General features: G+C 70.4%; 17 protein-coding genes. 11 read left to right on the top strand and 6 right to left on the bottom strand.

Translation table 11 applies throughout. The features are described from left to right. Positions 1-38: 38 nt before the first annotated feature. The 5 genes from KBI5_RS04125 to KBI5_RS04105 all read left to right on the top strand — a co-directional run bounded on the left by KBI5_RS04125 (position 39) and on the right by KBI5_RS04105 (position 5435). Positions 39-869 carry a F0F1 ATP synthase subunit delta gene (locus KBI5_RS04125; protein ID WP_011438086.1) on the top strand — a complete coding sequence of 277 codons (831 nt, stop codon included), beginning with the start codon at positions 39-41 and terminating at the stop codon, positions 867-869. A gap of 116 nt (positions 870-985) precedes the next feature. Then, positions 986-2644, top strand: coding sequence for a F0F1 ATP synthase subunit alpha (gene atpA / locus KBI5_RS04120; protein WP_085014365.1), 1659 nt, complete (start codon positions 986-988; stop codon positions 2642-2644). A 3-nt stretch (positions 2645-2647) separates the two neighbouring features. Then, on the top strand, positions 2648-3544 hold the full coding sequence (locus KBI5_RS04115) for a F0F1 ATP synthase subunit gamma (RefSeq protein WP_011438084.1): 897 nt from the start codon (positions 2648-2650) through the stop codon (positions 3542-3544). Positions 3545-3738: 194 nt separating this feature from the next. Further along, complete coding sequence (gene atpD / locus KBI5_RS04110) at positions 3739-5178, top strand: F0F1 ATP synthase subunit beta (protein ID WP_085014364.1); 1440 nt, start codon at positions 3739-3741, stop codon at positions 5176-5178. Next, the gene (locus KBI5_RS04105) at positions 5178-5435 is read left to right on the top strand and encodes a F0F1 ATP synthase subunit epsilon (RefSeq protein ID WP_011438082.1); all 258 of its coding nucleotides are present in this window, start codon (positions 5178-5180) and stop codon (positions 5433-5435) included. Before atpD ends, KBI5_RS04105 begins: the two co-directional genes overlap by 1 nt. A 77-nt stretch (positions 5436-5512) precedes the next feature. Here KBI5_RS04105 and KBI5_RS04100 read toward each other — a convergent pair whose 3' ends face one another. From KBI5_RS04100 to KBI5_RS04080, 5 genes are all read right to left on the bottom strand, one after another. Continuing rightward, positions 5513-5650 carry a hypothetical protein gene (locus KBI5_RS04100; RefSeq protein WP_232235120.1) on the bottom strand — a complete coding sequence of 46 codons (138 nt, stop codon included), beginning with the start codon at positions 5648-5650 and terminating at the stop codon, positions 5513-5515. Next, positions 5614-5865, bottom strand: coding sequence for a hypothetical protein (locus tag KBI5_RS27560; RefSeq protein WP_241882650.1), 252 nt, complete (start codon positions 5863-5865; stop codon positions 5614-5616). The genes KBI5_RS04100 and KBI5_RS27560 overlap by 37 nt, the downstream gene beginning before the upstream one ends. Before the next feature lie 109 nt (positions 5866-5974). Next, positions 5975-6547 (bottom strand): cob(I)yrinic acid a,c-diamide adenosyltransferase, encoded by a 573-nt coding sequence (locus KBI5_RS04090; RefSeq protein ID WP_011438080.1) that lies wholly within the window; start codon positions 6545-6547, stop codon positions 5975-5977. A gap of 41 nt (positions 6548-6588) precedes the next feature. Continuing rightward, on the bottom strand, positions 6589-7413 hold the full coding sequence (locus KBI5_RS04085) for a protein phosphatase 2C domain-containing protein (RefSeq protein WP_011438079.1): 825 nt from the start codon (positions 7411-7413) through the stop codon (positions 6589-6591). Between the two features lie 19 nt (positions 7414-7432). After that, positions 7433-8419: a hypothetical protein gene (locus KBI5_RS04080; protein ID WP_085014363.1), complete on the bottom strand. Its 987-nt coding sequence runs from the start codon at positions 8417-8419 to the stop codon at positions 7433-7435. 35 nt (positions 8420-8454) lie between these two features. Between KBI5_RS04080 and KBI5_RS04075 the strand changes: the two genes are divergently transcribed. Beyond that, complete coding sequence (locus KBI5_RS04075) at positions 8455-8889, top strand: NUDIX hydrolase (protein ID WP_085014362.1); 435 nt, start codon at positions 8455-8457, stop codon at positions 8887-8889. Positions 8890-8968: 79 nt separating this feature from the next. Beyond that, complete coding sequence (murA, locus tag KBI5_RS04070; protein WP_241882649.1) at positions 8969-10243, top strand: UDP-N-acetylglucosamine 1-carboxyvinyltransferase; 1275 nt, start codon at positions 8969-8971, stop codon at positions 10241-10243. 60 nt (positions 10244-10303) lie between these two features. Here the strand turns inward: murA and KBI5_RS04065 are convergent, their stop codons facing one another. Next, the gene (locus tag KBI5_RS04065) at positions 10304-10690 is read right to left on the bottom strand and encodes a hypothetical protein (RefSeq protein WP_085014361.1); all 387 of its coding nucleotides are present in this window, start codon (positions 10688-10690) and stop codon (positions 10304-10306) included. A gap of 316 nt (positions 10691-11006) precedes the next feature. Here KBI5_RS04065 and KBI5_RS04060 point away from each other — a divergent pair, with 316 nt between their 5' ends. From KBI5_RS04060 to nucS, 4 genes are all read left to right on the top strand, one after another. Next, positions 11007-11372, top strand: a complete 366-nt coding sequence (locus tag KBI5_RS04060; protein WP_011438074.1) for an STAS domain-containing protein — start codon at positions 11007-11009, stop codon at positions 11370-11372. Positions 11373-11597: 225 nt separating this feature from the next. Further along, positions 11598-12248, top strand: coding sequence for a hypothetical protein (locus KBI5_RS04055; RefSeq protein ID WP_085014360.1), 651 nt, complete (start codon positions 11598-11600; stop codon positions 12246-12248). A 68-nt stretch (positions 12249-12316) separates the two neighbouring features. After that, a complete protein-coding gene (locus KBI5_RS04050) occupies positions 12317-12865 on the top strand; it encodes an HD domain-containing protein (RefSeq protein ID WP_011438072.1) in 549 nt (182 codons plus the stop codon). A gap of 75 nt (positions 12866-12940) precedes the next feature. Continuing rightward, positions 12941-13549 (top strand): endonuclease NucS (nucS, locus tag KBI5_RS04045; protein ID WP_085014359.1); only part of this gene is annotated, 609 nt, incomplete at its 3' end.

Below are 13549 nucleotides of genomic sequence, written 5' to 3'. Positions count from 1 at the left end.
GGTACCGTGGCCGCACCGGTCAGGCCGGGAGGCTGACGGTGGAGGGAGCCAGCAGGCACGGCTTGGCGGCCGCGCGGGCGACGCTCGACGAGGCAACCGCGACGGCACCGGGCGCGCCCCGCCCGGTGGACGCCGGGCGGATCGCCGAGGACCTCCGGGCCGTCGCCGAGCTCCTCGCCCGGGAGCCGGCCGTGCGCCGCGCCCTCACCGACCCGGGGGCACCCGTGGCCGCGCGCACGGAGCTGGTCACCCGGCTGTTCGGAACTCAGCTCGCCCCGGCGAGCCTGCGGATCGTGCACACGGCGGTCGGGGCGCGCTGGTCGCGGCCGTTCGATCTGCAGTACGCGCTGCTCGAACTGAGCGTCGAGGCGCTGCTCGTCGAGGCGGAGCGGGACGGGGCGCTGGAGGAGGTCGAGGACGAGCTGTTCCGGTTCGGCCGGATCCTCGACCAGAACGCTCCGCTCGCGCTCGCGCTGACCGACCCGGCCGCGCCGGCGGCAGTCAAGGACAGGCTGCTCACCCGGCTGCTCGCCGGCCGGGCGCACCCGGTCACCGTGCGCCTGGTCCAGCAGGCGGCGGCCGACCGGATCCACGGCGACGTCGAGCGCCGGCTGGCCGAGTTCAGCCGGATCGCCGCGGCCCGCCGGGGTCGGGTGGTGGCGATCGTCCGTACGGCGGTTCCGCTGAGTAGCGAAGTCGTCGCCCGTCTGGGTGCGGCGATCAGCCGGTACTTTGGCCGCCAGATCCAGCTGCAGGTCGATCTCGACCCCGACATCCTGGGTGGTGTCGTGGTCCAGGTCGGCGGCGAGGTGGTGGACGGCAGCGTGCTGCGCCGGTTCGTCGCCGCCCGCCGGGCCCTGCTCCGATAGGCGGCGACCGTGACCACGATGATCGTGACGGTCCCCGTCGCCGCGACCACCGCGGACCCGCATCCCGACCCGGGGCGACCTGCCCTGCCCGCAATGAAGGACGAAGGACGTAAGCGATGACTGAGCTCTCCATCCGGCCGGAGGAGATCCGCGACGCCCTGCGGGAGTACGTCGACTCTTTCCAGGCCACCTCAGCCGGCCGTGAGGAGGTCGGYCGGGTCGTCGTCACCGGTGACGGCATCGCCCGGGTCGAGGGTCTCCCGCACACGATGACCAACGAGCTGCTGGAGTTCCACGGCGGTGTGCTGGGTCTCGCGCTGAACCTCGAGGTCGGCGAGATCGGAACCGTCATCCTGGGTGAATCCGAGAACATCGAGGAGGGGCAGGAGGTCCGCCGCACCGRCCAGATCCTCTCCRCTCCCGTCGGTGACGRCTTCCTCGGCCGGGTCGTCGACCCGCTCGGGCGGCCGATCGACGGCCTCGGGGAGATCGTGGCCGAGGGATCCCGGGAGCTGGAGCTGCAGGCGCCGACGGTCGTCCAGCGCCAGCCGGTGAAGGAACCCCTGCAGACCGGTATCAAGGCGATCGACGCGATGACGGCCATCGGCCGTGGTCAGCGCCAGCTGATCATCGGCGACCGGCAGACCGGCAAGACGACGGTGGCCATCGACGCGATCATCAACCAGCGGGACAACTGGACCTCTGGTGATCCGTCGAAGCAGGTCAAGTGCGTCTACGTGGCGATCGGCCAGAAGAAGTCGACAATCCGCGAGGTGGTGAACTCTCTGGAGGAGGCCGGCGCGCTGGCCTACACCACGATCGTGGCGGCGCCGGCTGACGAGCCGGCGGGCTTCAAGTACATCGCGCCCTACACCGGCTCGGCGATCGCCCAGCACTGGATGTACAACGGCCAGCACGCGCTGATCGTCTTTGACGACCTGACCAAGCAGGCCGAGGCCTACCGCGCGATCTCGCTGCTGCTGCGCCGTCCGCCGGGCCGCGAGGCCTACCCGGGTGACGTCTTCTACCTRCACTCCCGCCTGCTGGAGCGCTGCGCCAAGCTCTCCGACGAGCTCGGCGGCGGCTCGCTGACCGGACTGCCGATCATCGAGACGAAGGCCAACGACATCTCGGCCTACATCCCGACGAACGTCATCTCGATCACCGACGGGCAGGTCTTCCTGGAGTCCGACCTGTTCAACCAGGGTGTCCGCCCGGCCATCAACGTCGGCACCTCGGTGTCCCGGGTCGGCGGTAGCGCGCAGGTTAAGGCGATGAAGTCGGTCGCCGGCCGCCTGCGGCTGGACCTCGCCCAGTACCGCGAGCTCGAGGCRTTCTCGGCCTTCGGTTCCGACCTGGACAAGGCCTCGCGGGACCAGCTCGCGYGCGGCGCCCGCCTGGTCGAGCTGCTCAAGCAGCCGCAGGGCCAGCCCTTCCCGGTCGAGCGCCAGGTCGTGTCGATCTGGGCCGGAACCACCGGCAAGCTCGACGATGTGCCCGTGGCGGACATCCGTCGCTTCGAGTCGGAGTTCCTGGACTTCGTCGGCCGGTCTTACCCGGGGGTGTACGACGCGATCGTGACCACCGGCAAGCTCAGCGACGACACGATCGCCATGCTGGAGTCGGCCGTCGCGGAGTTCAAGAAGCAGTTCACGCTGTCCGACGGCAAGCCGTTGGTCAACGAGCCGGCGCCGAGCCCGCTCGACCCGGGGCTGGTGCGGCAGGAGTCGATCCCGGTGCACCGGCCCGCGGCGCGCAAAGACGACGAGGGCTGATCCATGGCGGGCCAGCTTCGTGAGTACCGGCGGCGCATCCGGTCGGTGCAGTCGACGAAGAAGATCACCCGAGCGATGGAGCTGATCGCGGCTTCCCGCATCGCCAAGGCGCGGGCGCGGGTCGCCGCGGCCCGCCCCTATGCCGAGGAGATCACCCGGGTGATCGAGGCGGTCGCGGCGCAGACCACGATCGACCATCCGCTCACCACCGAGCGGCCCGGGGCGGCCCGGGCCGCGGTCGTGGTGATCACCAGCGACCGGGGGTTGGCCGGCGGGTACAGCTCGAACGCGCTGCGGCGCACCGGGGAGCTCATCGAGCTGCTGCATTCGGAGGGCAAGGAGACCGACCTGCACGTCGTGGGCCGCAAGGGAACGGGCTACTACCGCTTCCGGGGACGTGCGATGAGCGGCGAGTACACCGGTTTCTCCGAACAGCCGTCGTACGCGGACGCCAAGTCGGTCGCGGACGCGCTCATCGCGGCCTTCATCGCCACGAGCGAGAACGGCGGGGTGGACGAGATCCACGTGGTCCACACGGAGTACGTCAGCGCCATCACCCAGACGCCGGTCGCCCGCCGGTTGCTGCCGATGGTGCTCACCGAGACCGACGAACCGCCGCGTGGCGGTCCGCTGCCCCAGTATGAGTTCGAGCCCTCCGCCGAGGGGGTGCTCGACGCGTTGCTGCCGCGCTACGTGGAAAGCCGGCTCTATGCGGCGCTGCTCGAGTCGGCGGCGTCGGAGTCGGCGGCGCGACAGCGGGCCATGAAGTCGGCTACGGACAACGCCGAGGACCTCATCAAGAGATACACCCGGCAGGCCAACCGGGCCCGACAGGACGCCATTACTCAGGAGATCTCCGAGATCGTCGGTGGCGCCAACGCTCTGGCTTCGGGAACCTGATATGGGTGGGCGGCGGTTCACACTCGTGTGGCCGGACTCGTGTGACCGGAACCGATGARGACAGCGACGACAACAGAACGTGAAGGACGACGCCGAAGGCGGAGCGCGCGCGACGCGGGCCGTTCCGTCCCAGGTGCCAGCGAACGCGAGYCCGAGGCTGCGGCGGCGGGCATTGATCGGAAACTGAGGACGCCATGACCGTCRCCACCAGCTCGCCGGCCACGGCACCGGGCCGGACCCCGGGGATCGGCCGGGTCGCCCGAGTCATCGGACCGGTTGTCGACGTGGAGTTCGCTCCCGACGAACTCCCCGAGATCTACCAGGCACTGCAGGTCGACCGGACCATCGGCGACGAGACGCTGACGCTGACGCTCGAGGTCGCCCAGCACATCGGTGACAACACCGTGCGGGCCATCTCCATGCAGCAGACCGACGGTCTCGTCCGGGGCGCGCCCGTCCACGACACCGGCGCGCCGATCTCGGTCCCGGTCGGCGACGCCACCAAGGGCCACGTGTTCAACGTGCTTGGCACGCCGCTCGACGTGAAGCAGATCGAGGCCGAGACGTACTGGCCGATCCACCGGTCGGCGCCGGCGTTCGACCAGCTCGAGTCGAAGACCGAGATGTTCACCACCGGCATCAAGGTCATCGACCTGCTCGCGCCGTACGTGCGCGGCGGGAAGATCGGCCTGTTCGGCGGTGCCGGCGTCGGCAAGACCGTCATCATCCAGGAGATGATCCGCCGGGTCGCCAAGGAGTTCGGTGGCGTCTCGGTGTTCGCCGGGGTCGGCGAGCGTACCCGTGAGGGCAACGACCTGTTCCTGGAGATGACCGAGGCCGGCGTCATCGAGGACACCGCGCTGGTGTTCGGCCAGATGGACGAGCCGCCGGGTACCCGGCTGCGGGTCGCGCTCGGCGCGCTCACGATGGCCGAGTACTTCCGGGACGTCCAGAAGCAGGACGTGCTGCTGTTCATCGACAACATCTTCCGGTTCACCCAGGCCGGATCCGAGGTCTCCACGCTGCTCGGCCGGATGCCCAGCGCCGTCGGCTACCAGCCGACGCTGGCCGACGAGATGGGTGTGCTCCAGGAGCGCATCACCTCGACCCGGGGCCACTCGATCACCTCGCTGCAGGCCATCTACGTGCCCGCGGACGACCTGACCGACCCGGCGCCGGCGACGACGTTCACCCACCTCGACGCCACCACCGTGCTCGACCGGGCCATCTCCGACCTGGGTATCTACCCGGCGGTGAGCCCGCTCGACTCCAACTCCCGGATCCTGGACGCGCGCTATCTCGGGCAGGAGCACTACGACACGGCCCGTGAGGTGCAGCGGATCCTGCAGCGCTACAAGGACCTGCAGGACATCATCGCCATCCTCGGTATCGATGAGCTCTCCGAAGAGGACAAGATTCTCGTCAACCGGGCGCGGCGGATCCAGCGGTTCCTGTCGCAGCCGTTCTTCGTGGCCGAGCAGTTCACCGGCATCCCCGGCAAGTTCGTCCCGCTCGACGAGACGATCGACTCGTTCAAGCGGCTCACCCAGGGCGACTTCGACCACCTGCCGGAGCAGGCGTTCTTCATGTGCGGTGGCATCGAGGACGCGGAGAAGAACGCGGAGAACCTGTAATGCCGATCCGGGTGGCGATTGTCTCGCCCGAGCAGGAGGTGTGGTCCGGCGACGCCGACATGGTCGTCGCCCGGACCACCGACGGTGATCTCGGCGTGCTGCCCGGCCATGTGCCGCTGCTGGGTCTGCTGGCGCCGGGCGGAACGGTCCGGGTCAAGACCGGTGGCCGGGAGATCTCGGCCTCGGTGGACGGCGGCTTCATCTCGGTGACACACCAGGGTGTCAGCATCCTCGCCGAGACCGCGAAGCTGACCTGAGTTTCCCGCGGCCAAGGGCGCGTTCTCCGCATCGGGGGACGCGTCTTTCGCGTCACGTCACAGGTCGCGACAGGGCCCTACAGGCCCATCAGAAACTGCAGGGCCTCGGTCATCCGCAGCAGATGATCGGGACCCACGACGCCGAGCCGGCGACCAAAGCGCTGCTGGGACACCGATTTCACGTCCTCGACCTTCGCGTAGCTTGTCTCGCGCAGACCGGTGCCGCCGGGCGCGAGCTCGACGTGGGAGGGCAGCCCGCAGCGCCCCCCGCCTCGGCGGAGCGCTCGGCACCGAGCTCGTCCCAGGCGAGCGAGTCGGTCGCGAGGCGGTCGTACCCCTCCTCGAAGCCGCGCCAGAACAGCTCGCGCTCGTAGGCCTCGCCGGCCTGGCCGATGATCGTCTGCATCTGCTGGCCGGTGGTCGCGGCCATGGCCGCGACCCGTTGCCGCGTCCTGTACCTCACGCGCACCGTGGTACTCATGATCGTCAGTCATCAATTCGGTTGACTGGCTTGGCGACCCTCGGGTATCGAGCGGGTCTCAGGCGTGCGCCCCCGGGCGCCAGAGCACGTCCCCCTCGGGGTTCGCCACCCGGGCGAGGATGAACAGCAGGTCCGACAGTCGGTTGAGATAGCGGGCCGGCAGCGGGCCGGTGCGGTCCGGCTCGGCCTCGAGGAGGGCCCAGACGGACCGTTCCGCCCGGCGGGCGACCGTGCGGGCGACATGCAGCAGCGCCGCCCCGGCAGTCCCTCCCGGAAGAATGAAGGAGGCCAGCTTCGGCAGGCCGGCGTTGAAACGGTCACACGCCTCCTCGAGCCGTTCCACGTAGGCCTCGGTGATCCGCAGGGGTGGGTAGGCCGGCGCCGGGTCGACCGGGGTGCACAGATCCGCGCCGACGTCGAAGAGGTCGTTCTGGACCTGGCCGAGCACCGCCCGCAGCTCGTCGGGAAGCCCGCCGAGGGCGAGGGCCACGCCGATCGCGGCGTTCGCCTCATCCACGTCGGCATAGGCGGCCAGCCGCGGATCGGTCTTCGCCACCCGCGACATGTCGCCCAGCGCCGTCGTACCGTCATCCCCGGTGCGGGTGTAGATCCGAGTCAGGTGCACTGCCATGGGGACCACTCTAGGCAGTCGTTGACCGCGCGGCCGGGTTGTCAGATCCGGGCGTAGAGCGCGGTCGCGTCGTCGCTCATCCCGAACCGGGGGAACCGCGAGCAGTCCGGGTCGGCCCGTTCCGCCGCCCGCAGCCGTTCCAGCAGTATGGCCTGTTCGCCGCGGGCGAGCACGTCGACAAGGGCCGCGTCGTCGGCGACCAGGCTGAAGGGACGGACGGCCCGGGCGTAGCCGTCGGACAGCGCCACCAGCTCCGTGCCGGGTTCCACCGGCATGGTGGTGACGAACGCGTGGTCGGCGGCAGCGGTGACGTCACCGAGGATCCAGGACCCGGCCGCGGTGTTGCGCTGCCGGCGGCGTTCGCGGGTCATCGTGTGTGCCCGTCCGTAGGCCTGCGCGACATCGATGCCGCGTGCCAGCTCGGCGCGGACCGGTTCGAGCAGCGCCTCTTCGACCCCATCGAACTGGGGATCGGTGAAACTGACCACCTCCCCGCCGGGATGACGGAGCAGCACCGGGCTGTCCCCGAGGAGGTACAGATCGAGTAGCGGGCCCCGTTGCCGGGCGAGGGCGATCGTGGCGGTCGGGAACCGACCCGCGGCGAGCCCCAGGCGCCGTCCCTCGGCGCGGACATGTGCGATCAGCTCCCGCACCACCTCGGGCAGGGATCTATCCCGCCAGGGGACCGTGGCGAGGAAGGCGTCGGCCGCGCCGCTCAGCCAGGCCGCCGAGGACCGGCCGCTGATCGTCGGATCGTCGTGCAGCGGCGTCGCTCCGTCGATCACCCACAGGCCATCGGCGCGGGAACCGGCGGCATCCTCATTGTGGAGCTTGTCCGACCGGCTGATGGACCGCAGCACACGCACCCGTTGGCCCCCACCGTGGTCATGAGAACTCCGTCATGAGAAACCCCGCCACCACGAGTATCGTCCCGACGACCGCCGCGACGACCCGACGCCGGGCCGGTTCGGTCCCCACGAGCAGGACGTGAAAGCCCCAGAAGACGAGCAACGTCACGCCGCCAGCGAGGGTGAGAAGGCCGGCGGCCGGTCGGGCCGGCTGCCCCGCAGCGACGTTCGCGGCGGTGGTGATGAAGGCGATCACTGCCGCGAGTAACCCCATGATCTCCAGGACCTGACTCCGGATCTGCTGCAGCTCGCGGGAAGCCTCCTCTTGGCGTGCGCTCAGCCGCTCAGCCTCCTGCGCGTATTGGATCCTGGACCGGATGAGCTGGTAGTCGCCGATGCGAAGCGCGTATTCGGCGCCCGTACTGTCCTCGTCCTCGATCGCGCGGGCGATGCTGGCCCGCGCGGACGCGAACGCCCCTCGCAGGGTCGCGATGCGCGCGTGGGTGGCATGATAGCGCGCATAATGCCCGTCGCTGAGCGCGATGGCCTGCCGGACGTRCCGCTCAGCGTCGAGCAGTAGGCGTGGATCGTTGTCGGGGTCCCGTTCGTGGCGGTCCGCGATAATCTCGGCGGCGAGATGCAGCACGCCAGGCACGCCGCCGAGCCGGTCCACCGCCTCGAGCGCGAACGTGAGCGCCGCGTCGAGATTTGCCGGATCGCCGTCGAGAGAGGCGTAATACTCGGCCTGCATGAAGAAGAACATCGGATGCCGACCGAACCGGGCCTGGTATCGATCGGTGTTGGCCCGATGGCGGCGATGGTCCTTGCGGCGCCAGGCCCGAGCCTGCAGGCAGTAGAACGCGTTGAAGCGCGTCTGCTCCGCTAGATTGGGGTTCTCGACTGCCGCGGTGAGGGCCTCGTCGGTCGCGTCGGGCCCGGTCAACAACGCCCGCGCGGCCGAGCCGAACCCCGGGTCGGTCTCTGGGGGCAGTTCCGCCAGCCGCTGAGAAAGGCCGCCGTTCACTTGGACTTCCGCGTGGCAATTGGTACGTTTCGCATATGCATTCGGTGAGCGTAGCCGGAGTGACACTCAACGAAAAAGGGTTGATTCTATGCATCCGCCGCCGGGACATCGGCGCCTGGCAGATCCCGGGTGGGGTGCTCGAACGCGGTGAGACCCTGCACACCGGGCTGCGCCGTGAGGTCGAGGAGGAGACGGGTGCGGTCGTCGAACCCGTCCGCCTGACCGGGGTGTACCTCAACATGCCCCTAGGCGTGGTTGCCATGGTGTTTCTCTGCCACCATCCGACCGGCGTCATCGCTTCCGACACCGCGGAGGCGACGGAGGTCAGCTGGTTGTCGATCGACGAGGTCCGTACGCGGTTTGTGCCGGCTTTCGCAATCCRGGTGGCGGACGCGGTGGCCGGACGGCTCGAGCCGTTTATCCGCACCCACGACGGGGTGTCCGTCCTTCCGTCCGACGCAGCGGAATGAGGCGACCGCGCAGGGTTGCGCCGGTCGGTCCGGCGGGTGGCGGTGAAGATCTTCAGGCCAGGACCTAGCATCGAGGTTCGTGGAGCGCTTCGTTGTGACAGGCGGTACCCGGCTGGCCGGCGAGGTCGCCGTCCCGGGCGCGAAGAACTCGGTATTGAAGCTGATGGCCGCGAGCCTGCTGGCCGCGGGCCGGACGATGCTGTCCGCCGTTCCTGACATCCTGGACGTGTCGGTGATGTCCAAGGTGCTGGCGGGGCTCGGTGCGACCGTCGAGCGGGACGCCGCCGGCGGGCGGCTGAGCATTGAGGTGCCCCAGGCTCCGGGCGTCGCGGCCGATGGTGAGCTGGTGCGGCAGATCAGGGCGTCGGTGGCGGTGCTCGGTCCGCTGGTCGCCCGCCGTGGGGAGGCGCGGGTCGCCCTGCCCGGTGGGGACGCGATCGGATCGCGCGCGCTCGACATTCATGTCAACGGCCTGACCAAACTCGGTGCGCTGGTTGACGTCGAGTCCGGAGTCCTCGTCGCGCGCTGCTCCGGCAGGCTGCAGGGAGCCTCGATCTGGCTCGACTTCCCCAGCGTGGGCGCCACCGAGAACCTGTTGATGGCCGGGGTTCTCGCCAAGGGGACGACGGTGATCGACAATGCCGCCCAGGAACCCGAGATTGCCGACCTGTGCGCGATGCTGACGGCGATGGGCGGGCGTATCGACGGYGCGGGATCGTCGACACTGATCATCGACGGGGTCGACCAGCTCACCTCGGTGGAACACCGGACGGTGGCGGACCGCATCGTCGCCGGCACGTACGCCATCGGCGCCCTGATGACCGGTGGCGACGTGCTGATCCGGCACGGTCAGGCCGCCCACCTCAGCATCGTCCTAGAGAAGCTGGTGCAGGCCGGTGCCGAGGTCGACGTCCGGGACGACGGATTCCGGGTCGTCGGACGGGGACAACCCCGGTCGATCGACGTGGTGACGCTGCCGTACCCCGGCTTTCCGACTGATCTGCTGCCGCAGATCATCGCGTTGGAGTCGGTTAGCCGGGGTACCTCCCTGATCACCGAGAACATCTTCGACAGCCGGTTCGCCTTCTGCCGCGAGCTGCACAAACTCGGCGCCGACCTGCGTACGGACGGCCACCACGTCATCGTCCGGCCCACCGCGCGGCTGTCCGGCACCCGGGTGACGGCCTCCGACGTGCGGGCCGGCGCGGGTCTCGTGCTCGCCGGCCTGGTTGCGGACGGCGTCACCGAGGTAAGCGACGTCCACCACATCGACCGGGGATACRCCCGGTTTGTCGAGAACATGACGGACCTCGGCGCCGACATCCGCCGGGTCTCCGACCGCGCCGTAGCCTGATTTCACCGGCATCGGCCTGATCCCGCTGGCATCGTGACCCCGCCGGCCCGGCCGGCGGGGTCAGGTGGGCGACTGGCGCGAGCCGAGCAGGTTCACGAGGGCACGGGCGGCTCGGTTCGCGTCCGTGCCGAACACGAGCAMGTGGCGGCGGTCCCGCGGCCGGGCGATGATGTTCCCGGCGGCGTCGATGCGAATCGGACCGGCCGGTGCCGTGGCCCAGGTCGAGCGGATACCCCGCGCCCACAGCGCCGCGCGGAGCCGAGTGATCTCGGCGGGGGTGTCCACGGTGGCCACCGGGACGAGCAGACCGAAGTCGTGGCCGGGGACGGAACCGGCCGGCCGCGGCCGTGCCGGAGCATGGGCCCAGCGCCCGATCGCCATCAGCAGGCCGACGGCCAGCAGCGCGATCAGCGGCTCGAGGAGAAGTGCCCCGGCCGTTGCGGGCATCCCGCACCTCCGATCGTGCCGCTCTTCGACGCCACCTTGCATCGTCCCAGACATCCTCGCGACGGACCTGGATCCGGGCCTCGACACCTCCACGGAATCCGACAGAGGAAACATCGCCCGTCAACCGCTGCCACCATTGAGGTAACCGGCCCGACCTCTCTGTGGCCGAACGACGACAGTTCGATGGAGACGAGGGGGTACGTCGCGGTCCGCCCGGGGCGAGCCGCACCTGAGTGCTACCCGCGATCGGCGCGGATAGCTGGTAGCAACGGCGTCACGACAGCGGGGGCGCCGGACGGCCGGGACGGGAGATCACATGAACATCGGCGTGAACGTGTTGAGTCTGGAGTGCTCCGGGGACACGCGGGCCGGCTGCGCGCAGACGGCCCGCGTGGTTGGCCGGGTGGATGTGCGGACGGTGGGGACACTACGCAGCCTGCTGCACGCGGCGATCGACAATGGGAGCGGGCCGCTGCGCGTTGACGTCGCGGGCCTGGAGCTCGGCGATCATGCCGCGCTGGGGGTGCTGCTTGGCGGCGCTCGCCGAGCCCGTGCCGCTGGCCGCTCGATGGTGCTGGTCGATGTGCCGAGCCCGCTTGAACGCCTGCTCGTCGCGGACCGGCTGGGTGGGTTGCTGCGGTTCGAGGAGGCCGCCGACCTGGTGCACGTCGGCCACGCCTGAGCGGGTTGCCCGGGCGGCTCATCCGTTCGACCACCACCTAGGTCCGCCAGGAGGGGCTCCGTCCCGATCGGGACGGAGCCCGGAGCGGAACGAACCAGGGTGGCTGCGCACCGTCATGTCAGGCGCGCCCGTGTGCCGGGCGGACACGCGATGCGGCATGCTTGCCGGGTACCTGCTGATCGGGTACTGCTTTCGGGTGACGGGCCCGGCTCTTGGCAGGGTGTGATGCCGGACGGAGGCGTGCAGGACGTGGAGGTGCCCGCGCGGGTGAATGCCGTCGGYGATCGGAGCGCGCGATCCGCCGGGCTGGCCGGGGTGCGCGAGTACCGGTCGGTCCTGGTCCCGGTGGCGTTCGTGGTCGCGGTCCTGCTCGGCGTGGCCATCGGCTACGTGACCGCGGACCGGCAGTCCGGCACCGTGCATGCGCCTCGGACCGCCACCTCGCCCGCCCCGGAGCTGACCCCCGCGCTGCGGACCGCCCCGTGGGAGGGCGCCCGCCGACCGGGCACGGCCCATCAGATGCGGGTCCTCGACGAGCCTGATCCGGATGCCCTGCGGCTCGCGCTGTCGTGGACGGTCGCCGACTCGATCAAGGCGGYCGGGGGTGCTTCCACCATCTCCGCCCGGCAGGTGACGATCGTGAACGGGATGTACTTCGGCGCCGTCGAGGGCGTTGACGCGGCRCACGACGAGTACTGGGCGATCGGTCGCATCGAGGTCCAAGGGCCGGCCACGCCGCCGGTCGACCCGCACGTGTGGCGGCGGATCGGAGCCGGGCCCTGGACGATCGTCCGCAACGGCCCGCGGGCCTGTGATGTGYTTCCGAGCGCTCTGATCACCCTGTGGAAGGTCTCCCCGCCGCCCTGCACCGGGTGACCTGCACCGCCATGGGCCCGGGGTACCCTTGACAGCCCGGGGCACCCTCGACGTCGTACGGTCGGTCTGTGCCCTCAACCAGGATTGACGACGCGCGGCCCGGTCATGGCGAGGCGGACGGTCCGCACCGCGCCGCGACGCCCACCCTGCACGACGCCGTCGCCCTGGCCACCCGGGCGCACGCCGGTCAGCTGGACAAGGTCGGTGAGGAGTACATCGGCCATCCGCTGCGCGTGATGGCGGCAGTCGCGCGCACGGCTCCCACCGCCGGGGTGGACGCCCACGCCGCCCAGCTCGCGGCGGTGTTGCACGACGTCGTCGAGGACAGYGAGACCACCCTCGCGGATCTCGTGGCCGCGGGCTATCCGGCCCCGGTCGTCGCGGCGGTCGACGCGCTGTCCCATCGGGAGGGCGAGCCGGTGCCCGACTATCTCGCCCGGGTGGCCGCCGATCCGCTTGCCGTCGTCGTGAAACGGGCCGACATACAGGACAACGCCGATCCGGCCAGGCTGAGGCGGTTGCCGCCCGAGGACGCCGCCCGGTTGTCGGCCCGGTACGTGGATCGATGCCGGATTCTGGACGACCTCGTGGCGGCTCGCGGCGGCGATGTCGGGTGATCGTCAGGCGATCGCCGGGTGCGCGGCGGTCCCACCGCCGCCGGGCGCCGGAAACGGCCGCGATAGCGTGACGTCATGCGGCTCGTCATCGCTCGCTGCAGCGTGGACTACGTCGGTCGGCTCACCGCACATCTGCCGAGCGCCGTCCGGTTGGTACTCGTCAAGGCGGACGGATCCGTCTCCATCCACGCCGACGGGCGAGCGTACAAGCCGCTCAACTGGATGAGTCCCCCGTGCGTCATCGCCGAGGCGGACGGGGTCTGGCGGGTCACCAACCGCGCGGCCGAGCAGCTCGTCATCACCCTCGAACAGGTGCTGCACGATTCCACGCACGACCTCGGCGTCGACCCGGGTCTGCGCAAGGACGGGGTGGAGGCGCATCTGCAGGTGCTGCTCGCCGACCGGCCCGACGCGATCGCGCCCGGACTCACCCTGGTGCGCCGCGAGTACGAGACCGGCATCGGGCCGGTCGACCTGCTGTGCCGCGACGCGGACGGCTCGACGGTCGCCGTCGAGATCAAACGCAGGGGTGAGATCGACGGGGTGGAGCAGCTGACCCGTTACCTTGTCCGCCTGGAGGCCGACCCGGCGTTGCCGCATCCCGTGCGCGGCATCCTCGCGGCGCAGTCCATCACCCCGCAGGCGCGGCTGCTGGCGGCGGACCGGGGGCTGGGCTGCGCCGTC

Origin of the sequence: Frankia sp. KB5 (genome assembly GCF_002099325.1) — a bacterium.
Lineage (GTDB): Bacteria > Actinomycetota > Actinomycetes > Frankiales > Frankiaceae > Frankia > Frankia casuarinae.
This window is presented reverse-complemented; position numbering and strand designations above follow the sequence as displayed.